Origin of the sequence: Streptomyces carminius, from assembly GCF_002794255.1 — a bacterium.
Taxonomy (GTDB): Bacteria; Actinomycetota; Actinomycetes; order Streptomycetales; family Streptomycetaceae; genus Streptomyces; species Streptomyces carminius.
In genome coordinates this window covers 82,568-103,713 of record NZ_PGGW01000069.1, presented here as the reverse complement: position 1 = coordinate 103,713, position 21,146 = coordinate 82,568, and the positions used below count along the sequence as shown (strand labels likewise).

Below are 21,146 nucleotides of genomic sequence, written 5' to 3'. Positions count from 1 at the left end.
ACCTGCCGGGGGCCTGGACGGGCCGTACGGCTCGACCCGTACGGCCCGTGCCTGCTATGACGCGTAAAGGGCTCGCAAAGTTCCGGGCCGCCGTCTCACGCCGTCTCGATCGCGCCCAGTGCCCGGCGCTGTACGCCGTCGAGCTGGGCGCAGCCGGCGACGGCGAGGTCGAGGAGGCTGTCGAGTTCGGCGCGGGTGAAGGGGGTGCCCTCGGCGGTGCCCTGGACCTCGACGAAGCGGCCGCCTCCGGTGCAGACGACGTTCATGTCGGTCTCCGCGCGGACGTCCTCCTCGTAGCAGAGGTCGAGGAGGGGGACGCCGTCGACGATGCCGACGCTGACGGCGGAGACGGTGCCGTCGAGGGGTTTGGCCTTGGGCTTGACGAGTTTGCGGTCGACGGCCCAGGCGATGGCGTCGGCGAGGGCGACGTAGGCGCCGGTGATGGCGGCGGTGCGGGTGCCGCCGTCGGCCTGGAGGACGTCGCAGTCGAGGACGACGGTGTTCTCGCCGAGTGCCTTGAGGTTGACCACGGCGCGCAGTGAGCGGCCGATGAGGCGGGAGATCTCGTGGGTGCGTCCGCCGATGCGGCCGCGGACGGCCTCGCGGTCGCCGCGGGTGTTGGTGGAGCGGGGCAGCATGGCGTATTCGGCGGTGATCCAGCCCTCGCCGCTGCCCTTGCGCCAGCGCGGTACGCCTTCGGTGACGCTGGCGGTGCAGAGGACCTTGGTGTCGCCGAAGGAGACGAGGACGGAGCCCTCGGCGTGTTTGCTCCAGCCGCGTTCGATGGTGACGGGGCGGAGCTGTTCGGGTGTGCGGCCGTCGATGCGAGACATGCCGCCGAGCCTAGTCGCACAAACGGAGGCGCCGTTCCGGAACGGTGCGGTTGGTGTGGTGGGGCCGGGGCGGTGGGGCCGGCCGGCTACATCATGTCCTCGATCTCGGCGGCGACGGGGTCGGCGTCGGTGCCGATGACGACCTGGACGGCGGTGCCCATCCTGACGACGCCGTGGGCGCCTGCCGCCTTGAGGGCGGTCTCGTCGATGAGGGAGGGGTTCTCGACCTCGGTGCGGAGCCGGGTGACGCAGCCCTCGATCTCGACGATGTTGTCGAGGCCGCCGAGTCCGGCGACGATGTTCTCCGCCTTGCTGGCCATGTTCTCTCGCCCTCCTCGTGGCCGCTGCCGGCCGGTGGTCGTGGCGCCGGTGGTCATGGCATCGGGTGCCCTCGTCGACCGGATTGGCACATTAACCCACGGTATGCCGCTTCGCGCGAGGGCGCCTGCGGGCTTCCGCGCGCCGGGTACTGCATTCCGGGGCTCTCCACGGCCGGTGTCGCGCCCGGCGCCCCTCACGTCCCGCCGAGGGGAGATGTCCGTGTTAATAGTGTTGTGCACTTTTCGCCCAGTCGTCGGTGTGCCGGTCGTGCGGCGCTCAGGGGAGGATCGGATGTCCACAGCCAGTGCTCCGGCGGACGCCGGGGACGCCGGGGATGCCGGGAGCGCCGGCCGGAGGAGCCGCGGTTCCGGGGTGATGGCGGTGGCCCAGCGCGTCGGCCGCAGTCTGATGCTGCCGATCGCGACGCTGCCCGCGGCGGCCCTGATGGTCCGTCTGGGGTACGAGGACATGCTGGGCCGGGAGGGTTTCCCGGCTGCCGTCAACCGGGTCGCCGAGTTCCTGGCGGCGGGCGGCGGGGCGCTGCTGGACAATCTGCCGCTGCTGTTCGCCGTCGGTATCGCGGTGGGTTTCGCCAGGCGGTCGGACGGTTCCACGGGGCTGGCGGCCGTGGTGGGCTATCTGGTCTTCCGGCAGGTGATGGCGGCTTTCAGTGATCCCAGTCTGCCGCCGCAGGACGGTGTCGCGCAGCCGGCGGACGCGGGGGTGCTGGGGGGCGTGGTGATGGGGCTGGTCACCGCGCTGCTCTACCAGCGGTACCACCGCACGAAGCTGCCGGACTGGCTGGGGTTCTTCGGCGGCCGGCGGCTGGTGCCGATCCTGGCGTCCTTCGCGGGGCTCGGTCTGGGGATCGTCTTCGGTTACGCGTGGCCGGTGCTGGGAGCCGCCATCCATGGTTTCGGGGAGTGGCTGGTGGGGTCGGGGGCGCTGGGGGCGGGGGTGTTCGGGGTGGCCAACCGGGCGCTGATCCCGGTCGGCATGCACCATCTGCTGAACTCCTTCCCGTGGTTCCAGGCCGGTTCCTACGAGGAGGGCGGGGTCCGCCACGAGGGGGACATCGCGCGTTTCCTGCACGGGGATCCGACGGCGGGGCAGTTCATGACGGGTTTCTTCCCGATCATGATGTTCGCGCTGCCCGCGGCCTGTCTGGCGATCTACCACTGCGCCCGGCCGGAGCGGCGCAAGGTGGTGGGCGGGATGATGTTCTCGGTGGCGCTGACGGCCTTCGTCACCGGGGTGACGGAGCCGATCGAGTTCGCGTTCATGTTCGTCGCGCCGCTGCTGTACGTGTTCCACGCGCTGCTGACGGGTGTCTCGATGGCGTTGAGCTGGGCGCTGGGGGCGCGGGACGGTTTCGGTTTCTCGGCGGGTGCGATCGACTTCGTGCTGAATCTGGGGATCGCGTCCAGGCCGTGGCTGCTGGTGGTGCTGGGGCTGTGCTTCGCGGTGGTGTACTACGCCGTCTTCCGCTTCGCGATCGTCAGGTTCGACCTGCCGACGCCGGGGCGGGAGCCGGCGGAGGAGACCGCCGAGCAGGAGAAGGCCCAGTACCGGGCCTGAGGGGCCCGGGGCCCCGGCCCCGGGCGGTCCGTGCACACGGTGACCGTGGTGCGCGGTGACCGTGGTGCGCGGTGACCGTGGCCGGGATGCCCCGGTTCAGCCTGTTCCCGCGAGGTACCCCGGGTGTTCACACCCGGGGGGTGGGGCATTTCCCGCCTGCGGGGAGGAGCGTGCTCTCCGCCCCCGGGCCGCGCGGCGGGCCGGGGGCTCTCCGTGTCCGTCCACGAGCCCGCGGGACACGGACCGGTCGGCCGGGGACACGGCTCGGACGGTGCCGGCCGAGCGGATGCCGCCGGGCCCGTACCGGCGCCGGGTCCCGTCGGCGCGCGGGTCCCGTCGCGGAAGCCGTCCGGGCCGGCGGGCCCGGTCCGTTCACGGCCGGGGAGCCGACAGCTCGTAGACGGCTCCCGGGCGGGCCAGTTCCACCGGTCCGGTGAAGGCGGCCTCGGCGTCGCGCAGGTTGTGCCGGGGGTCGGTCCACGGCGGGATGTGGGTGAGTACCAGCCTGCCCGCGCCGGCCGCCGCGGCGCACTCCCCCGCCTCGCGGCCGGTGAGGTGCAGTTCGGGGAGGTCCTCCTTGCCGTGGGTGAAGGAGGCCTCGCACAGGAAGAGGTCGGCGTCCGCGGCGAGGCCGCGCAGCGCGTCGCAGGGGCCGGTGTCGCCGGAGTAGACGATGCTCTTCCCGTCGTGCTCGATGCGGAAGCCGTAGGTCTCCACCGGGTGCCGCATCAGTTCGGCCCGGACGGTCAGCGGCCCGAGCCGGAAGGCGGTGGCGGGGGCGAGGTCGTGGAAGTCGAAGACCTCGCTCATCGACTTCTCGGACGGGGTGTCGGCGTAGGCGGTGGTGAGCCGCTGCTCGGTGCCCTTGGGCCCGTACACCGGGATGGCCTCGCAGCGTCCGCCCTCGTGCCGGTAGTAGCGCGCCACGAAGTACGCGCACATGTCGATGCAGTGGTCGGCGTGGAGGTGGCTGAGCGCGATGGCGTCGAGGTCGTAGAGGCCGCAGTGGCGCTGCAGTTCGCCGAGGGCACCGTTGCCCATGTCCAGCAGGAGTCGGTAGCCGTCGGCCTCGACGAGGTAGCTGGAGCAGGCCGAGTCCGCGGACGGGAACGATCCCGAGCAGCCGACGACGGTGAGCTTCATAGGGGAAGGAACCTCCGTGGCCCGGGAAGGGGATTACCCGAGCGTAAGGCGCGGGGGGGCCGGTGGCTCCTTCATGGGCCCTGTTGTGGGCGGAATCACCAGCGCGGGGTACGGCCGCGCCGCCGCTCCCGGCCGCCCGTGCGGCGGGAGGGCGGCGGGTGCCGGCGGGTCCGTTCAGCCGGCCGGGCCGACGGGCCGGTCACAGGCCGGTCAGGCCCAGAGCTGGCCCTGGAGCGCCTCGACGGCGGCCTCGGTGGTGGGGGCGGTGTAGATGCCGGTGGACAGGTACTTCCAGCCGGCGTCGGCGACGACGAAGACGATGTCGGCGTTCTCCCCCGCCTTCACGGCCTTGCGGCCGACGCCGATGGCGGCGTGCAGGGCGGCGCCGGTGGAGACGCCGGCGAAGATGCCCTCCTGGGCGAGGAGTTCGCGGGTGCGGGTGACGGCGTCCTCGGAGCCCACGGAGTAGCGGGTGGTGAGGACGGTCTCGTCGTAGAGCTCGGGCACGAAGCCCTCGTCGAGGTTGCGCAGGCCGTACACGAGGTCGTCGTAGCGGGGTTCGGCGGCGACGATCTGGATGCCGGGGACCTTCTCGCGCAGGTAGCGGCCGGCGCCCATCAGGGTGCCGGTGGTGCCCAGTCCGGCGACGAAGTGGGTGACGGAGGGCAGGTCGGCGTAGATCTCCGGGCCGGTGCCGGTGTAGTGGGCGCCGGCGTTGTCGGGGTTGCCGTACTGGTAGAGCATGACCCAGTCGGGGTGCTCGGCGGCGATCTCCTTGGCGACGCGCACGGCGGTGTTGGAGCCGCCCGCGGCCGGGGAGGGGATGATCTCGGCGCCCCACATGGCGAGCAGTTCACGGCGTTCGGAGCTGGTGTTCTCCGGCATGACGCAGACCATGCGGTAGCCCTTGAGCCTGGCCGCCATGGCCAGGGAGATGCCGGTGTTGCCGGAGGTGGGCTCCAGGATGGTGCAGCCGGGGGTGAGCCGGCCGTCCTTCTCGGCCTGCTCGATCATGTGGAGGGCCGGGCGGTCCTTGATGGAGCCGGTGGGGTTGCGGTCCTCCAGCTTGGCCCAGATGCGGACGTCCTCGGACGGCGAGAGCCGCGGCAGGCGCACCAGGGGGGTGTTGCCCACCGCGGCGGTCGGCGAGTCGTAGCGCATCAGCGCATGCCTCCGGCCACCGCCGGGAGGATGGTGACGTTGTCGCCGTCGCTGACCTTGGTGGAGATCCCGTCCAGGAAGCGGACGTCCTCGTCGTTGAGGTAGACGTTGACGAAGCGGCGCAGCTCACCGCCGTCGACCAGGCGCTCCCGGATGCCGCTGTGGCGGGTCTCCAGGTCGTCGATGAGCTCGGCGAGGGTGCCGCCGTTGCCCTCGACGGCCTTCTGACCGCCGGTGTGGGTGCGGAGGATGGTCGGGATGCGGACCTCGATGGCCATGGGTGGGCTCCTGTGGGAGAGGCGGGAAGCGGGTGTGCGGGCCGTGCGTGGGGGCGCGGGTGCGGCCGGCGGGCCGCGTGCGGGTGCCCGGGATCAGCCGCGGGCGGTGGCGCAGCGCGTACATGTCCCCACGCTGCGCGGGGGACGCCCCAAAGCGCTGGCGAGGCGGCACAGGTCGACGTGCAGGCGGGCCACGAGCAGCGTGCCCGGGGGCGTGCCCGGGTGGATGTCGCTCACGTCGTGGTTAACCATGGGCTCATCGTAACGATTCCCCACCGCTGTTCCCGATGGCCGTGTCACGATACGGACCGTGCTGTCTCACCCCTCGGGAGGAGGCCGCTTCCGGCCGTTTCCCGGCCCGTCGTTCACTCCTGGCGGGCGGGGACGATCCGGACCTCCTCCTCGGTGACCTCGCCGTCGGTGATGCGGAAGGAGCGGAAGGAGACGGGGCCCTCCTCGTTGCCGCACTCGGCGGTGGAAACCAGCACGTAGTGGGCGCCGGGCTCGTTGGCGTAGGCGATGTCGGTGCGCGAGGGGTAGGCCTCGGTGGCGGTGTGCGAGTGGTAGATGACGACGGGTTCCTCGTCGCGGTCGTCCATCTCGCGGTAGAGCCTGAGCAGGTCCGAGGAGTCGAACTCGTAGAACGTCGGGGAGCGGGCGGCGTTCAGCATGGGGATGAAGCGCTCGGGGCGGTCGCTGCCGGCCGGGCCCGCGATGACTCCGCACGCCTCGTCGGGGTGGTCCCGGCGGGCGTGGGCGACGATCTGGTCGTGCAGCTCCTGGGTGATGGTCAGCATGGGCCACAGCATAGGCAGGGCCGGTGACCGGTTGGGCGGGCGGCCGGGGGGCGCGTGACCGACGAGGGCCCCGTCCGCGCCGGTGTGCGGTGCGGGCGGGGCCCTGGGCGGTACGCCCGGTGGGGACGTGCCGGACGGCGGGTGCCGTCAGGTGGTGACGGGTGTCACTTGGCGAGCGAGGTGGTCTCCTCGGTGCCGCCGGCCTCGCCGGCGTCGATCTGCTCCTCGGTCTCGCCGGCGTCGCGGCGCCGGACGTAGTCCAGGACCCGGTGGAGTTCCTTCCGGACGACGGGCGCCAGGAAGTACAGGCCGACGATGTTGAACACCGCGGCGATGAAGAGGAAGGAGTCCGCCAGGGAGACCAGGGAGGACAGGGACATCAGCGCGCCGGTGATGACGATGAGGCTGAAGAGCACCTTGTAGGTGTTCTCGCTGGCCTTGCTCCGGCCGAAGATGTACGCCCAGGCCTTCAGGCCGTAGTAGCTCCAGGTGATGATCGTGGAGAAGGCGAAGAGGATGACCGCGACGGCCAGGACGTAGGGGAACCAGGAGATGGCGCTCTCGAAGGCGTCGGAGGTGAGCGAGACGCCGGAGGCGATCGGCTCGCCGTCGGCGCTGGCCTGGCGGGCGTCCTCCCAGCTCGGGGTCCTGGCGATGACGATGGTCAGCGCGGTCATGGTGCAGATGATGACGGTGTCGATGAACGGCTCGATCATCGCGACCAGGCCCTCGGTGGCGGGGCGCTTGGTCTTGACCGCGGCGTGGGCGATGGGGGCGGAGCCGATGCCGGCCTCGTTGGAGAAGGCGGCCCGCTGGAAGCCGACGATCAGTGCGCCGATGAGGCCGCCGGCCACACCCTCGGGGGCGAAGGCCTCGCCGACGATGTCGCCGATGGCCTCGGGCACCTGGCCGGCGTTGGTCAGGATGACGAAGAGGCAGGCGGTGACGTAGATGATCGCCATGGCGGGGACCAGCCGGCTGGTGACGGCGCCGATGGAGCGCATGCCGCCGATGAGGACCAGGGCGACCAGGGCGGCGATGAGGATGCCGAAGAAGAGCGCGCCGCCGGAGGTGGAGAAGACGCTGTCGTCCTTGCCGGTGACGGACTGGAGCTGCTCCAGGCTCTGGTTGACCTGGAAGAGGTTGCCGCCGAAGAAGGTGAAGAACAGGATCGCGACGGCGGAGCCGGCGGCGAGCACCTTGCCCACGCCGCCCAGTCCGCGCTCGGTCATGCCCCTGCGCAGGTAGTGCATGGGACCGCCGGAGACGGTGCCGTCCTCGTGGACCTCGCGGTACTTCACACCGAGGGTGCACTCGACGAACTTGGTGGCCATGCCGAGCAGACCGCAGACGATCATCCAGAAGGTGGCGCCGGGGCCGCCGATGGTGACCGCGATGGCCACACCGGCGATGTTGCCGAGGCCGACGGTGCCGGAGACGGCGGAGGTGAGTGCCTGGAAGTGGCTCACCTCGCCGGGGGCGTCCTTCTGGTCGTACCTGCCGCGGACCAGCTTGAAGGCTGTGCCGATGTGACGGACCTGGGCGAAGCCGAAGTAGCCCGTGAAGATCAGACCGGCGACGACGAGCCAGCCGACGATCCACGGGAACTCGGTGTCACCGAGCGGGATGGTGTAGAAGACGATCTCGCCGATCTCTCTGGCCACCGGGTCGACGAAGTCGCTGATCGCTTCGTCGACCCGGGCTGTCCAGGATTCGTTCTCTGCCATGGAGTACCTCTGGCTGGTGCGGCTGCGGGGACGTGAGGCAACGGTGGTTGCCGGATGACGCGTCGGACAGCGCGAACTCCGTTGTCCGAATAAGGCCGAGCGCAGTCTTCATCCGGGACCACCGGAGACGTTCGGATCCCGGCGGTTTCGGATTGGGAGTTCCTACCACGCTGCGCTATCAGTAAAGTGTGACCCAGCTCACATGTCCATATTACGGTCGCATCACGCAGCGTCATTTACCGACAGAATGGACATGGGATGCGCGCAAAAGATCCCCCTGTCCGACTAACGGACATCAATGCTGACTCAGCGTGTTTACCGATCAGCCTTCCCGGGCAGGGATGGATGCCCTCCCCGCTGCCCGCCGGACCCACCGGATCCGGCCTCCCGGAGCACCCGCGGGGCGCTCAGCCCATCAGGGTCTCCACGAGCGACTCCTGGAGGGCGCCCAGCCACAGGTAGGCCATCGCCATCGGCTTGCGCGGATCCTCGTCCGGCAGGGCGTACAGCCGGTCGCCGTCCTTGTCGTCGGCGATCTCCAGCCGCACACCGAGCGCCAGCCGCAGGTCGTTGAGCGCGCCCAGCCACTGCCGCGACTGCCCGGGGGCGAGGGTGAGCACCGCCCCGCCGTCGCCGCCGGGGGTGAGGGCATCCAGGGCGCGCACGACGGCGAGGCCGTCCTCGCGCTTGCGGGCGCGCAGGTCGTTCTCGGTGTAGCGGCGGAACTCCGCGGCGGCGGCCCGGGCCCGTTCGTCCGGCTCGGCGCCGGGGCCGCCGTAGGCGTCCGGGAAGAGCCGGGCCAGGGCCGGGTCGGCGGGGGGCTCGGTGGGGCCGTCGGCCAGCAGCGCGGCCAGCGGGTCCACCTCGCCGCCGTCGCCGCCGGCCGGTTCGCCGCCGGGGCCGATCAGCTCCAGGAGCTGGACGGTGAGACTGCGCAGGATGGAGATCTCGATCTCGTCGAGCGCGACGGCGGCGCCGCCGGGCACGGCGGGCGCGGGCTCGAACAGGCCGGGCATCAGCGGTCCTGCTGGAGGGTCGCCCACAGGCCGTAGCCGTGCATGGCCTGCACGTCGCGCTCCATCTCCTCGCGGTTGCCGCTGGAGACGACCGCGCGGCCCTTGTGGTGGACGTCCATCATCAGCTTCCTGGCCTTCTCCTTCGGATAACCGAAGTAGCTCTGGAACACGTAGGTCACGTAACTCATCAGGTTGACCGGGTCGTTGTGGACGACGGTGACCCAGGGGACGTCGGGCTCGGACACCGCCTCGGGCGCCTCGCCCCCGGCGGGGCGGGTGACCTCGGTGGGGGCGACGGACACCCACACCGGCACCGGCGGCACCGGCACCGCCGCCGCGCGGGCGGCCCGGGGCGCGGGCACGGGGGCGGGGGCGGCGCCGGGGGCGCCCCTTCTACCCGGTCCCGCGGCGCGGTCCCCGGCACGGTGCCGTGCGGGCGCGACGTGGGAGGTCGTCATCCGGCGCGTGTCGTCGCTCACGCCTCCCATGCTGCCACCCGTACCGGGTGGTCGCGCAAACGGCCCGGCGGCGGGAGGTACGACGGTCCCGGGCGTACCGCCGGGCACGCCAGCGAGCCCGCTGCCGCGGCCGCCCGCCGGCACCGCGCGGGGAGGTTCCCGCCACCAGATATCGTCAAACTGACGACATTGGAGGTAGCATCCGTTCCATGAACACAGCAGACCTGGGGCTGCCGGTCACCGTGCCGTCGACGGCTCTCTTCACCGACCACTACGAGCTGACCATGGTGCAGGCCGCGCTGCGCGACGGGACCGCCGGCCGGCGCGCCGTCTTCGAGGTCTTCACCCGCCGGCTGCCCGAGGGCCGCCGCTACGGAGTGGTCGCGGGCACCGGGCGGGTGCTGGACGCGGTGGCGAACTTCCGCTTCGAGCCGGAGATCCTGGACTTCCTGCGCGAACGGGGCGTCGTCGACGGACCGACCCTGGAGTGGCTCGCCGGCTACCGCTTCCGCGGGGACGTCCAGGGGTACCCCGAGGGCGAGGTGTACTTCCCCGGTTCGCCGATCATGCGGGTCAGCGGCACCTTCGCCGAGTGCGTGCTGCTGGAGACCGTCATCCTGTCGATCCTCAACCACGACTCGGCCGTCGCCGCCGCGGCCTCCCGGATGGCCGTGGCCGCGCGGGGGCGCCCGCTGATCGAGATGGGCGCCCGGCGCACCCACGAGCTGTCGGCGGTGGCCGCGGCGCGGGCGGCGTACGTCGGCGGTTTCTCCTCCACCTCCGACCTGGCCGCCGGCTACCGCTACGACATCCCCACCGTCGGCACCAGCGCCCACGCCTTCACCCTGCTGCACGACACCGAGCGGGACGCCTTCACCGCCCAGGTGGAGTCCATGGGCCGCGGCACCACGCTCCTGGTGGACACCTACGACGTGACCGAGGCCGTCCGCACGGCCGTGGAGGTCGCCGGGCCGGGGCTGGGCGCGGTGCGCATCGACTCCGGCGACCTGCTGCTGCTCGCCCACCGGGTGCGGCAGCAGCTCGACGAGCTGGGCGCGCGCGACACGCGGATCGTCGTGACCAGCGACCTGGACGAGTACGCCATCGCCTCGCTCGCCGCCGCCCCGGTGGACGCCTACGGGGTGGGCACCCAGCTGGTCACCGGCAGCGGCCACCCGACCGCCTCGATGGTCTACAAGCTGGTGGCCCGCGCCGACTCCGGCGACCCGGACGCGCCGCTGCGGCCGGTGGCCAAGAAGTCGATGGGCGGGAAGCTGTCGGTCGGCGGTGTGAAGTGGGCGGCACGGCGGCCGGACGCGCACGGGGTGGCGGAGGCCGAGGTCGTCGGCACCGGGGAGGTGCCCGCGCCGCTGGCGGACCGGCTGCTGCCGGTGGACCTGATCCGCGGCGGCGAGATCGTGGCGCGCGAGCCGCTGGAGGCCGCCCGCGAGCGGCATGTGCGGGCGCGGGACGGGCTGCCGCTGTCGGCGACCCAGCTCTCGCGCGGCGAGCCGGTCCTGCCCACCGAGTACGTCTGAGCGCCACGCGGCACTCCCGCCGCGGGCGCCGAGTGTCTAAGGTCGGACACGTCCGCCCGCACCATCCGCACCGCAGACCCCGGCCGAACCCGGCCGAATCCGAGCCGGGTCCCGGCCGAACCCCCAGCCCCGGCCGGAACCCCGGCCCCGACCCCAGCCGAAAGGTGTGCACCATGCACCGGGCACTGATCGTCGTAGACGTCCAGAACGACTTCTGTGAGGGCGGCAGCCTCGCGGTCGCGGGAGGCGCCGACGTGGCCGCGGCCATCACCGACCTGATCGGGCAGACGACCGCCGGATACCGGCATGTCGTGGCGACCCGCGACCACCACGTCGACCCGGGCGGCCACTTCTCGGCCGCACCCGACTTCGAGCACTCCTGGCCGGCGCACTGCGTGGCCGGCACCGAGGGCGTGGGCTTCCACCCGAACTTCGCCCCGGCCGTCGCCTCCGGCTCGATCGACGCGGTCTTCGACAAGGGCGCGTACGCCGCGGCCTACAGCGGCTTCGAGGGTGCGGACGAGAACGGCGTGCCCCTCGCCGAGTGGCTGCGCTCCCGGGAGGTCACCGAGGTGGACGTGGTCGGCATCGCCACCGACCACTGCGTCCGGGCGACCGCCCTGGACGCGGCCCGCGAGGGCTTCCGCACCCGGGTGCTGCTGGGGCTGACGGCCGGGGTGGCGGCGGGATCGACCGGGCGGGCGCTGGAGGAGCTGCGGGCGGCGGAGGTGGAACTCACCGGCGAGCCGGTGGTCCGGGGGGCCTGAGGACCCGGGGCCCGCGGCCGTACCCGCGGCCGTGGCGGTGCCGGAGTCCGGCGGCGCGGCGGCGCGCAGCGTCCCGGTGCCGCCGTGGAGCGGCTCACCGGCCGTCCTGCCCGGCCTCCGCCGCGGCAGGGGCGCGGCGGCCGGCCCGGTCGTCGCCCCGTGCGGGACGCGCCCGCCCGGGCCCGGGGCCGCTACCCTGCGGCGGCCCGCCGCAGGGCGCCCACGGGCCGCCAGAAGTCCGTCTCGGTGTGCGGTGCCGGACGCCAGACCAGTCCGTCGGGATGGTGCAGCACGGCGCTGACCTCGTCCGGGGTGGGCGGCTCGGTGTTGCCGCGCAGGTAGACCGCGCGCAGCCCCAGGTTCCGCAGCCTGGTCAGGGCGCGGGCGCGGTTGGCGGCGCGGACCAGGAAGCGGACCCGCTGCCCCGGCCCTCCGGGGCGCGGCACCGAGAGCGCCACCACCACGCTGCCGTCCGGCAGCCGGACCCAGCCTCCCGCCATTCTCACCACTCCCCCGCCGTACCTCGTGTCACCAGGATGCCCGTGCACGCGGAGCGCGCGGCACGCGCAGTGCGCACCCTATGCGCATTCTCGGCGCGGTCGGCCGCCGCCCGCCAGGGGGCGACGGCCGACCGTGTCGTTCATCTCCGCGGTGACCTGCGGAAACAGCACTTCCTACCGTTGACCGTCACCGACTGTCGCAGACTGTCGCCGACCGTCGCCGTCCGGAGGTGTCAGCGCCTGCTGGAGGGGCCGACCCGGACGGTGATCGTCTTGCCGTTCAGCGGCTGGCCGACGATCGAGATGCGGGTGTTGGTGTCGGGCACCTTCACGCTGCCGCCCGGGTTGTCCGCGTCCCAGTACTCGCCCCGGCGGTCGTCGAAGACGGGAACGCCCGCCTTCCACCTGATCTTCTTCGCCTCGCCCTCCTTGTGGAGGGTCATCCCGCGCGTCGGGTACCGGCTGAAGGTGGAGTCGTAGGACTGGATGCGGTTGCGCATCAGCGTCCCGTCCGACCACTTCTCCGCCTTCGGGTGGGCGTCGACCGGCAGGATCAGGCCCTCACCCGGGTGGGCGCTGGTGTTGTTGTCCAGCTGCGAGGTGTCCCACAGCCAGATCAGCAGGCCGTTCTGGTACGAGAAGCGCTCCACCCAGTCCGGGCGGTCCTCCAGCCAGCCGAAGTTGTACGGGCCGGTCTTCAGGGTCTTGTCGTACGAGACGTACTGCCGGTTCTCGGCGATGTAGTACTGCGGGTAGGACTCGGTGAACGAGGCTCCGATGCGGGAGAAGCCGTCCGCGGTCCAGCCGCCCTCGCCGTCCTCGGCTCCGTCGGCGAGGAGCGTCTCGCCGTCGGCGGTGAGGGTGATCTCGTCGGCCGCGAAGCCCATCTCCGCCACACCGCCGTCGGTGCGGTAGTGGAAGCGGAGCTGGATCTCCTGGCCCGCGTAGGCGTCCAGCGGGAAGGACAGGTCCACCCAGCCGCCGGACTCGCCGTCCAGCGCCGGGGTGTCGGACGCGTCGCGCCCGATCGGCTCGCCGTTCGCGGTGCCGTCCAGGGCGGTCCAGGTGGCGCCGTCGTCGGTGGAGACCTGGGTGTAGAGGTAGTCGTACCCCTTCTCGATCTCCCACCAGCCCCTGAGGTCGAGCGAGGCGGTGGACGCCCCGGTCAGGTCGACGGTGCGGGTCAGGGAGTTGCGCAGGTCGTCACCGCTGCCGCTCCACCACTGCATGCTGCCCGCGGCCGGCTCCACGACCTCGGTGGTGACCTCCTTCTCGGGCAGTTCGACCAGCAGCGCCTGCGGGTTCTTCCCCTGCTTGGTGGAGACACCCAGCCGGTGCAGGGACTTCGTGGCGGCCTTGGCCTCCTCGTAGTCCAGCCAGCCCAGCGACAGCTTGTCCCAGGCGGTCATCTCGCCGGCCCAGTCGCCGATGGCGTCCTTGCCCTTGTTCAGCCAGGAGCCGGAGGACATCAGCGTCCAGAAGCCGGTGGAGTTCTCGCCGCCGGCGGTGTCGTACAGGTCCGGCAGGCCGAGGTCGTGGCCGTACTCGTGGGCGAAGACGCCCAGGCCGCCGTTCTCGGGCTGGACGGTGTAGTCGCCGACCCAGATGCCGGTGTCGCCGATCTCGGTGCCGCCCGCCCTGTTGAACTCCGGGCCGGTGCTGCCGTAGTCGGTGCCGTAGGCGTACCAGCGGTGGGCCCAGATGGCGTCCTCGCCCTGCGCGCCGCCGCCGGCCGACTCGTCCTCGCCCGCGTGGACGAACTGGAAGTGGTCGATGTAGCCGTCGGACTCGTTGAAGTCGCCGTCGCCGTCGAAGTCGTAGCGGTCCCACAGGTCGTACTCGGCGAGCTGCTTCGCGATCTCGTCGCCGCTGCGGCCGGCGGCCTGCTGGTCGGCGACCCACTGGTTCACGCCGTCGCGGACCGCGTCCCAGACCGTGTCGCAGACGTTGTCGCCGCAGGCGTTGTTGCCGTACCGGGCCTCGTTGTAGTCGACCTTGACCCAGTCGGAGACCATGCCGTCCACGGAGTACTTACCGGAGGACTGGGCCTCGTAGTAGCTCTTGAGCGAGCCCTCGCCGTCCCCGAAGTAGATCTCCTCGAAGTGCTCCCTGTCGAAGTCCTCCTTCCACAGGGTGGTGTTGTCCTTCGCCCGGTCGGGCTCGGCTATCCGGTTGTGGAGCGGGCCGGGGGTGCCGCCGTACTCCGGGTCGACCTTGTCGCCGAACTCGATCAGGATGGTGAAGATCTTGTCGGTCTTCGTCTGCTCCATCTCGACGTACTTCTCGGCGCCGAGCTTCATGACCTTGGTGCCGTTCCTGGTCACGGGCTTCTGGCCGGAGGCCAGCCGTTCCAGGGCCGCGAGGCGCTGGGTGCGCTGCTTCTTGGTGAGCGGGCCGGGCAGATCGTGGGCCACATGCCTGCCGTTGTCACCCTTGCCGTGCTTGTGACCCTCGTCCTCGGCGTGGTCACTGGCGCCCGCCGCGGCCGGTTCACGGCCGTCCGACGGGGCGCCTTCGCTGGCGTGGGCGGTGCCGGCGGTCAGAAAGGTCGCTCCGACGACGGCGACCGTCGTGGCCAGTGCGGCGGATCTGGTGGTCCTCCGTTGGCTCTTCACTAGGTATTGCCCTCCCCATGCATGGCCATAGGACACGTGCGGGTGCACACGTGTGGAGGCATTCGACATGAGCGGCGGCCGAAAAAACAGACCTTGTTTTGAACACGCCACAGAAGTACGGTGTCCGACCGTCCAGTTACGGATTCCGGACGCCTGGAGCTGACCTCGGGTCAGGACCGGAGCCGCCGTGCGACCCTGTGCGCCCCCTGTGCACCGCTCCGGCGGCGACAGTGGGTCAGGTCACGCTTACGGGGTATCACATAAGGGCATCCGGCATCGTAGAGTCGTTCGACGGACCGCGACACCGTCGTTCCACGCCCTCCCCCGACCCCGAGGACGGATTCCGCCATGCCGCGTCCGAATCCCGCCCAACTGGCCTGTGGTTCGGCCACCGTCATCCTCTCCGCACTCGCGCTGCTGCTGGTGACGCAGACACGTTCGGGTACCGGGGTCACGGTCGTCGCGACCGCGGCGCTCGCGCTCGGACTGCTCGTCGCGGTCGCCCTTCCCGTCCGGCGGCCGGCGGACCGCGGCCGCCCGGCGGCGGGGAGCCTCCCCGCCCAGCGCGGCCCCGTCCGCGCCGGGACCGGTGACAGCGGGACCGGTGACAGCGGGAGCGGGCAGCGGGTGCCGCAGCCCTCGCTGCACCGCTGACCGCCGTACGGGAGCCGTTCCGCCTCCGCCCCGGCCGCCGGGGCCGGCGAGGCACGGCTGTCGTCTGCTCATGGCCCGAGTCGACCGCGCCCCCGCGCACCGCGCATCCGGCACGCGCCGTTCGGGCGACATCCCGTCGGCGGCGGGCCCGGAACGGCCGGGCCGGCGGTCACCCGGCCGGCGCCGTCTCCTCCGCTCCGCGTGCCACGAAGGTGCGCGCCGCCTTGTCGTGCCAGCACTGCCGCCACGGCCGGTCGAACAGGCACCAGGCGGCGTTCACCACACCGATCCCCAGCAGCGACAGCGGCCCGAACACCAGCCAGCGGCGCAGCGCGGCGCCGAACGACGGGGGGTCCTGCTCCTCGATGTCGAGCACCCTGACGCCGAACAGCTTCTTGCCCGGGGTGCGGCCCCAGCGGGCGGTGGGCAGCACCTCGTAGAGCAGGCCGAACAGGAGGAAGGCGCCGAGCACGATCGCCAGGTAGACCCCGGTCGTGCCGTCGACCAGCCATACCTCGCGGGTCACCCCGGCCTGTTCGGCGGCCCGTACCTGCTCCCGGACGTGGTCGGCGCTCCGGCCGGCGAACGGGTAGGCCACCGCGCCGGTCACGGCCGCGAGGACCAGGCCGTCCACGAGCCGGGCGGCCAGCCGCCGGCCGAGCCCGGCGGGACGGGCCTGGCGCAGGGCGGCCTGGAAGGGGTCGGCCACCGGGGGCCGCCAGGGCACGACCCGGTCGGGGCCGCCACCCGGCGACTGCTGTGCCGGTACGGCGGGCGTACCGGCGACGGGGGCCCGCTGGGCCAGCTCCTGCACCTGCCGTGTCCACGGTGGCCGCTCGGACGCGGCGGCCGGGGCCTGCGCGGGGGACGGCTGCGCGGGAGACGGCTGCGCGGGGGACGGCTGCGCGGGGGCGGGGACGGCCGGACCGGCTGGCCCGGGGGACGGCGGACCGGCCGGCCCGGGGGACGGCGGACCGGCCGGCCCGGTCCGGCGCAGTCCGACGGTGTGCTCCCGCCCGGCGGAACCGCCCCGTACCGGGGAGGCGCCCGGGCGTACGGGCCGCATCCGCACGGTGCCGTCCGCGGGGACCGGCGGGGCGTCCGCACCGCTGTCCGGGGACGGGGGCTCCGGGGACGAGGGGGACAGGGCGGATGCCGGAGACGAGGGGGATGCCGGAGACGAAGGGGGCTCCGGGGAGCCGCCCGCCGGTGCCGGCCCGGCGTCCGCCCGTACCCAGGCCCCGCGCGGGTCGGGCCCCGGCTCCGGGGCGCGCGGGCCGCTGTCCGCCTCCTCCCCCGGGCTCCGGGGCGCGCGCTCCTCCCGCTCCCCGCCGGAGCCGCCCCGCCGGGACGGGTCGTCCCAGGCGGTCACCCGGTCGCCGGGGCGGACACCGGCCCCGCCGGGTCCGCGCACCTCCGGCAGCGCACCGCCCCCGGGCGTGTCCTCGTCCAGGAAGACCGGGCCGGCCTCCGCGCGCTCCGGCTCCCCGGCGTAGGGGGCGGGCGGCGGCACGGGCCGCGCGGCCTCCGGTGCCGGCGGCGGAACCGCCGCGCCGGGCGGGGCCGCGGGCGGCTGCTCCCCCTCGCGGGGCGCGGGCCTGCTGGTGCCGGGTACCCATGCGGTGCCGTTCCAGTAACGGATGTACCCCGGGATGGAGGGGTCCGGATAGTAGCCCGGGCCCGGGGTGCCGCTGGCGGATGCTGACGGAGGGGCGCTCATGTGCGGGGTCCCGTATCTGCTCGGCCGTTGCTGTGGCGTCTACCAGTCCCCGGCCGCCTGTGCCACCGGGGAGCGCTGGGTCCACATCTACCAGAGAGAGCGGTCCCTCCGCCCGGTCACCGGGCACCCGCCCCCCTTCCGGCGACAACGGGCACGGCGGAAGGGGTGGATACGGTAATACGGCAATACGGCGCCCCCGTCCGGTGCCCGGCGACCGCCCGCCGGTCAGCCGCCGCCCCCGGCCGCCTGGCGTACCAGCGGGACGATCCGCAGCGGCACCGGGTTCTCCATGACGATCGCCGTGGAGGCCCGCACGATCCCCTCGAACCCCACCACCTTGTCGATCACCCGCTGGAGGTCCGCGTTGGAGCGGGCGACCAGCCGGCACAGCATGTCCCCGCGGCCGGTGATGGTGTGCAGTTCCAGCACCTCGGGTACGGCCGCCAGATGCGCCCGTACCTCGCCGCCCCGCCCCTGCCTGATCTCCAGGGTGGCGAAGGCGGTGACCGGGTAGCCGAGGGCCGCCGGGTCGACATCCGGACCGAAGCCGCGGATCACCCCGCTGCCGCGCAGCCGGTCCAGCCGCGCCTGTACGGTGCCGCGGGCCACCCCGAGCCGGCGGGAGGCCTCCAGCACCCCGATGCGGGGCTCGGCGGCGAGGAGTTCCAGCAGCCGGCCGTCCAGCGCGTCGATGCCCATGCCCGTACTCCCTGTCCCGCGGTGGTCATCCTGTACAGGAGTACCGCTTCCGTGGCGCCCGCACTGGTCACATTGCCCAGCTGATACGCGAACTATTGCGCACCTTGCGGTTCGGCGGGAGTCTGCCGACATGACCGAGACCATGCACCAGACCCCTGGCACCGCCCGGCAGGCCGACCCCTTCCCGGTGAAGGGGATGGACGCGGTCGTCTTCGCCGTGGGCAACGCCAAACAGGCCGCGCACTACTACTCCACGGCCTTCGGCATGCGGCTCGTGGCCTACTCCGGTCCCGAGAACGGCAGCCGGGAGACCGCGAGTTACGTCCTGGAGTCGGGTTCGGCCCGCTTCGTCCTCACCTCCGTCATCAAGCCGTCCACCGAGTACGGCCGGTGGCTCGCCGACCATGTCGCCGCGCACGGCGACGGGGTGATCGACCTGGCCGTCGAGGTGCCGGACGCCCGGGCCGCGTACGCGTACGCCGTCGAGCACGGCGCCACCGGCCTGGCGGAGCCGTACGAGCTGAAGGACGAGCACGGCACGGTGGTGCTCGCCGCGATCGCCACCTACGGGCAGACCCGCCACACCCTGGTGGAGCGCTCCGGCTACGACGGCCCCTACCTGCCCGGCTACACCGCGGCCGACCCGGTCGTCGCGCCGCCGGGCAACCGCTTCTTCCAGGCGGTCGACCACTGCGTGGGCAACGTCGAACTCGGCCGGATGGACGAGTGGGTGGCCTTCTACAACAACGTCATGGGCTTCACCAACATGAAGGAGTTCGTGGGCGACGACATCGCCACCGAGTACTCCGCACTGATGTCGAAGGTGGTGGCCGACGGGAAGCGGAAGGTGAAGTTCCCGCTCAACGAGCCGGCCGTCGGGAAGAAGAAGTCGCAGATCGACGAGTACCTGGAGTTCTACGGCGGCCCGGGTGTCCAGCACATCGCGCTCGCCACCAACGACATCGTCGCCACCGTGCGGGCCATGCGCGCCGCCGGGGTGCGGTTCCTGGAGACCCCCGACTCCTACTACGACACCCTCGGCGAGTGGGTCGGCGAGACCCGGGTGCCCCTGGAGGAGCTGCGGGAGCTGAAGATCCTCGCCGACCGGGACGAGGACGGCTACCTGCTGCAGATCTTCACCAAGCCCGTGCAGGACCGTCCGACGGTGTTCTTCGAGCTGATCGAGCGCCACGGCTCCATGGGCTTCGGCAAGGGCAACTTCAAGGCCCTGTTCGAGGCGATCGAGCGCGAGCAGGCCAGGCGCGGCAACCTCTGAGCCCTCTCCCCGCGGCCCCGTCCTGCCGGCGGGGCCGCGGAGCCGCCGCCGGGACCGCGGCGGTGTGCCGGTCCGGTGCCCGGCGTCAGCAGCTCGGTACGTACCCGTCGTCCCGCAGCGCCCGCAGCGACCTGAGCGCGTTCCCCAAAGTGGTGACGGGGACCAGCCGCAGCCCGTCGGGGAGCCCGACCCGCGCCGCCTCGCACTCGGCCTCCGGCACCAGGAAGACGGTGGCCCCGTCCCGCGCCGCCGCCTGGGTCTTGAGCGGGACGCCGCCGACCGGGCCGACCTCCCCGCGCCCGTCGATGGTGCCGGTGCCCGCGATCGTCATGCCGCCGGTGAGGTCGCCGTCGTCGATCTCGTCGATGACGCCGAGGGCGAAGACCAGCCCGGCACTGGGGCCGCCGACGTCCTCCAGCCGCAGGTCCACCTCCACCTCGTCCCTGGACATATCCAGTTGGCGCAGCGCCGCGGTCACCGCCATCTCCTGCGACTCCACCATCTGCTCGGTGGTGTACTCCTCGATCTCGTCGACGTCGTCGCCGACCGGATAGACCGCGTCGCGCGGCATCACCGCGCGGTCGGTGTCGAGCCAGCTCCGCACCACGTCGGCCAACCGTACGTCGGTGTCCGGCGCGGTCGCCGCGATGGTGGTGGCCAGCAGCTTCCCCTTGGGCCCGCCGTCCGCCCCGGGGTCGGGGTCCCCGGTGTCTCCGGCGCCGGAGACGGTGATGACGGGCTCTCCCTCGTACTCGCCCAGGACGTTCGCGGTGATACCGGGCTGTGCGACCGAGAACGGCAGGGGGGCGAGGGCGGCGACCGCGAGCAGCGTGGCGACCGCCGCCCCGCAGGCCGCCAGGGCCCGGGAACGGGAGGAGAGGGCGCGAGGGGTCGGTGCTGGCATGGGAGTGAATCTAGTTCACTCCTCCCGGCCCCGCCCCCACCCCTCTCCCGGCCGCCCGGCCGCCCGGAGAACACCGCCGGGCGGTTCAGCGCAGGAAGTCGGCGACCTCCTCGGCCGCCTGCACCACCCGGGGGCCCACCTTCTGCGGCACCGACTCCGAGAGCATCACGACCCCGACGCTGCCCTCTATCCCGTTCACGCCGCGCAGCGGTGCGGCGGCACCGCAGGCGCCCGCCTCCAGTTCGCCGTGGGTGAGGACGTAGCCGTCGGTCAGTTCCTGCTCGGGGTCGCGCCCGGCGAGGATCGCCCGGCCCGCGGCGCCCCGGTCCAGCGGGTGGCGGAAGCCGGTGCGGTAGGCGACGTGGTAGTCGGTCCAGCTCGGCTCGACGACGGCGACGGCCAGCGCCTCGTTGCCGTCCACCAGCGTCAGGTGGGCGGTGGCGCCCACGTCCTCGGCGAGCGCCCGCAGCGCGGGCAGGGCCGCCTCCCGCACCAGTGGGTGCACCTGTCTGCCCAGCCGCAGCACGCCGAGGCCGACCCGGGCCCGGCCGCCCAGGTCCCGGCGCACCAGGCAGTGCTGCTCCAGGGTCGCGAGCAGTCGGTAGACGACCGTGCGGTTGACCCCGAGCTTGTGGGAAAGCTCGGTGACGGTCAGGCCGTGGTCGGTGTCGGCGAGCAGTTTGAGGACACGCAGTCCCCGGTCGAGCGTCTGAGAGGTCTCCGCGGTCACGACGCCCCCCTCCTCGGGTGTGGGCCGGCGACTCCGCCGGGAGGAGTGCGGTACCGCCGGTCCCGTGGGCGGTACGAGGCTGTTCCCGGAAAGCCGCCGGCTGTGTCGGCGGGCCGCACCGGCTGCGCTCCGGGGCGGATCTGCCACGGGGCGTGTGCGTAGCGGGAAATTTAGCGAGCCGTAACGTCACCCGAAAGGGTCTGTCCAGAATCCGGGCATTGGCGCACTGGTTTATCCGCATTGCGTACACCGGCAGGTCACAATAGTCCGGTCCAATCAACCGGGCATCAGTTCGCACCTGGGCTCGCACCAGGATCGGCACAGAAAACGCGCACGCTCTTCACGAACGTGCGCGCGGCGGTGCGGCGATACGGCGGTGCGGCGGCGCGGGATCCGGTCCTCCGGCTCTCCCGCGCCTCCCACCCCCCGGC

Annotated in this window: 21 protein-coding genes; 5 read left to right on the top strand and 16 right to left on the bottom strand. The window is 72.6% G+C overall.

Annotation, left to right across the window (positions count from 1 at the left end):
• Positions 1–95 precede the first annotated feature (95 nt).
• Positions 96–833 carry a ribonuclease PH gene (gene rph / locus CUT44_RS27500; protein WP_100204679.1) on the bottom strand — a complete coding sequence of 246 codons (738 nt, stop codon included), beginning with the start codon at positions 831–833 and terminating at the stop codon, positions 96–98.
• 86 nt (positions 834–919) lie between these two features.
• Positions 920–1,153: a glucose PTS transporter subunit EIIB gene (locus CUT44_RS27495; protein WP_100204678.1), complete on the bottom strand. Its 234-nt coding sequence runs from the start codon at positions 1,151–1,153 to the stop codon at positions 920–922.
• A 292-nt stretch (positions 1,154–1,445) separates the two neighbouring features.
• Here CUT44_RS27495 and CUT44_RS27490 point away from each other — a divergent pair, with 292 nt between their 5' ends.
• Entirely contained in the window at positions 1,446–2,732 is a 1,287-nt protein-coding gene (locus tag CUT44_RS27490; protein ID WP_100204677.1) for a PTS transporter subunit EIIC, read from the top strand.
• Positions 2,733–3,104: 372 nt separating this feature from the next.
• Here CUT44_RS27490 and CUT44_RS27485 read toward each other — a convergent pair whose 3' ends face one another.
• The 8 genes from CUT44_RS27485 to clpS all read right to left on the bottom strand — a co-directional run bounded on the left by CUT44_RS27485 (position 3,105) and on the right by clpS (position 9,156).
• Positions 3,105–3,875: an MBL fold metallo-hydrolase gene (locus CUT44_RS27485; protein ID WP_100204676.1), complete on the bottom strand. Its 771-nt coding sequence runs from the start codon at positions 3,873–3,875 to the stop codon at positions 3,105–3,107.
• 210 nt (positions 3,876–4,085) lie between these two features.
• The gene (locus tag CUT44_RS27480; RefSeq protein WP_100204675.1) at positions 4,086–5,036 is read right to left on the bottom strand and encodes a PLP-dependent cysteine synthase family protein; all 951 of its coding nucleotides are present in this window, start codon (positions 5,034–5,036) and stop codon (positions 4,086–4,088) included.
• Positions 5,036–5,314, bottom strand: coding sequence for a MoaD/ThiS family protein (locus CUT44_RS27475; protein WP_100204674.1), 279 nt, complete (start codon positions 5,312–5,314; stop codon positions 5,036–5,038). The genes CUT44_RS27480 and CUT44_RS27475 overlap by 1 nt, the downstream gene beginning before the upstream one ends.
• 93 nt (positions 5,315–5,407) lie before the next feature.
• The gene (locus tag CUT44_RS33650; protein WP_199185858.1) at positions 5,408–5,566 is read right to left on the bottom strand and encodes a putative leader peptide; all 159 of its coding nucleotides are present in this window, start codon (positions 5,564–5,566) and stop codon (positions 5,408–5,410) included.
• A gap of 113 nt (positions 5,567–5,679) precedes the next feature.
• Positions 5,680–6,111, bottom strand: coding sequence for a Mov34/MPN/PAD-1 family protein (locus tag CUT44_RS27470; RefSeq protein WP_100205222.1), 432 nt, complete (start codon positions 6,109–6,111; stop codon positions 5,680–5,682).
• Between the two features lie 164 nt (positions 6,112–6,275).
• Positions 6,276–7,838 carry an alanine/glycine:cation symporter family protein gene (locus tag CUT44_RS27465; RefSeq protein ID WP_100204673.1) on the bottom strand — a complete coding sequence of 521 codons (1,563 nt, stop codon included), beginning with the start codon at positions 7,836–7,838 and terminating at the stop codon, positions 6,276–6,278.
• Positions 7,839–8,245: 407 nt separating this feature from the next.
• Complete coding sequence (locus tag CUT44_RS27460) at positions 8,246–8,854, bottom strand: DUF2017 domain-containing protein (RefSeq protein ID WP_100204672.1); 609 nt, start codon at positions 8,852–8,854, stop codon at positions 8,246–8,248.
• On the bottom strand, positions 8,854–9,156 hold the full coding sequence (gene clpS / locus CUT44_RS27455; protein ID WP_100205221.1) for an ATP-dependent Clp protease adapter ClpS: 303 nt from the start codon (positions 9,154–9,156) through the stop codon (positions 8,854–8,856). Before clpS ends, CUT44_RS27460 begins: the two co-directional genes overlap by 1 nt.
• Before the next feature lie 365 nt (positions 9,157–9,521).
• Between clpS and CUT44_RS27450 the strand changes: the two genes are divergently transcribed.
• A complete protein-coding gene (locus CUT44_RS27450; protein WP_100204671.1) occupies positions 9,522–10,850 on the top strand; it encodes a nicotinate phosphoribosyltransferase in 1,329 nt (442 codons plus the stop codon).
• Positions 10,851–11,023: 173 nt separating this feature from the next.
• Complete coding sequence (locus CUT44_RS27445) at positions 11,024–11,617, top strand: isochorismatase family protein (RefSeq protein ID WP_100204670.1); 594 nt, start codon at positions 11,024–11,026, stop codon at positions 11,615–11,617.
• A 191-nt stretch (positions 11,618–11,808) separates the two neighbouring features.
• On the opposite strand, the gene CUT44_RS27440 is transcribed toward CUT44_RS27445, so the two are convergent.
• Both CUT44_RS27440 and CUT44_RS27435 read right to left on the bottom strand, forming a co-directional pair.
• Positions 11,809–12,117 carry a hypothetical protein gene (locus CUT44_RS27440; protein ID WP_100204669.1) on the bottom strand — a complete coding sequence of 103 codons (309 nt, stop codon included), beginning with the start codon at positions 12,115–12,117 and terminating at the stop codon, positions 11,809–11,811.
• Between the two features lie 233 nt (positions 12,118–12,350).
• A complete protein-coding gene (locus CUT44_RS27435) occupies positions 12,351–14,732 on the bottom strand; it encodes an immune inhibitor A domain-containing protein (RefSeq protein WP_100204668.1) in 2,382 nt (793 codons plus the stop codon).
• 348 nt (positions 14,733–15,080) lie between these two features.
• Here CUT44_RS27435 and CUT44_RS27430 point away from each other — a divergent pair, with 348 nt between their 5' ends.
• Positions 15,081–15,386, top strand: a complete 306-nt coding sequence (locus tag CUT44_RS27430) for a hypothetical protein (protein ID WP_199185857.1) — start codon at positions 15,081–15,083, stop codon at positions 15,384–15,386.
• 169 nt (positions 15,387–15,555) lie between these two features.
• Here CUT44_RS27430 and CUT44_RS27425 read toward each other — a convergent pair whose 3' ends face one another.
• Together CUT44_RS27425 and CUT44_RS27420 are read right to left on the bottom strand one after the other, a co-directional pair.
• Positions 15,556–17,106, bottom strand: a complete 1,551-nt coding sequence (locus tag CUT44_RS27425; protein WP_100204667.1) for an RDD family protein — start codon at positions 17,104–17,106, stop codon at positions 15,556–15,558.
• Between the two features lie 225 nt (positions 17,107–17,331).
• Positions 17,332–17,805, bottom strand: a complete 474-nt coding sequence (locus CUT44_RS27420) for an Lrp/AsnC family transcriptional regulator (protein ID WP_100204666.1) — start codon at positions 17,803–17,805, stop codon at positions 17,332–17,334.
• Between the two features lie 130 nt (positions 17,806–17,935).
• Here CUT44_RS27420 and hppD point away from each other — a divergent pair, with 130 nt between their 5' ends.
• A complete protein-coding gene (hppD, locus tag CUT44_RS27415; protein WP_100204665.1) occupies positions 17,936–19,081 on the top strand; it encodes a 4-hydroxyphenylpyruvate dioxygenase in 1,146 nt (381 codons plus the stop codon).
• 85 nt (positions 19,082–19,166) lie between these two features.
• Here hppD and CUT44_RS27410 read toward each other — a convergent pair whose 3' ends face one another.
• Positions 19,167–19,985 carry a S16 family serine protease gene (locus CUT44_RS27410; RefSeq protein ID WP_100204664.1) on the bottom strand — a complete coding sequence of 273 codons (819 nt, stop codon included), beginning with the start codon at positions 19,983–19,985 and terminating at the stop codon, positions 19,167–19,169.
• A gap of 85 nt (positions 19,986–20,070) precedes the next feature.
• Positions 20,071–20,715, bottom strand: coding sequence for an IclR family transcriptional regulator (locus CUT44_RS27405; RefSeq protein ID WP_100204663.1), 645 nt, complete (start codon positions 20,713–20,715; stop codon positions 20,071–20,073).
• Positions 20,716–21,146 lie beyond the last annotated feature (431 nt).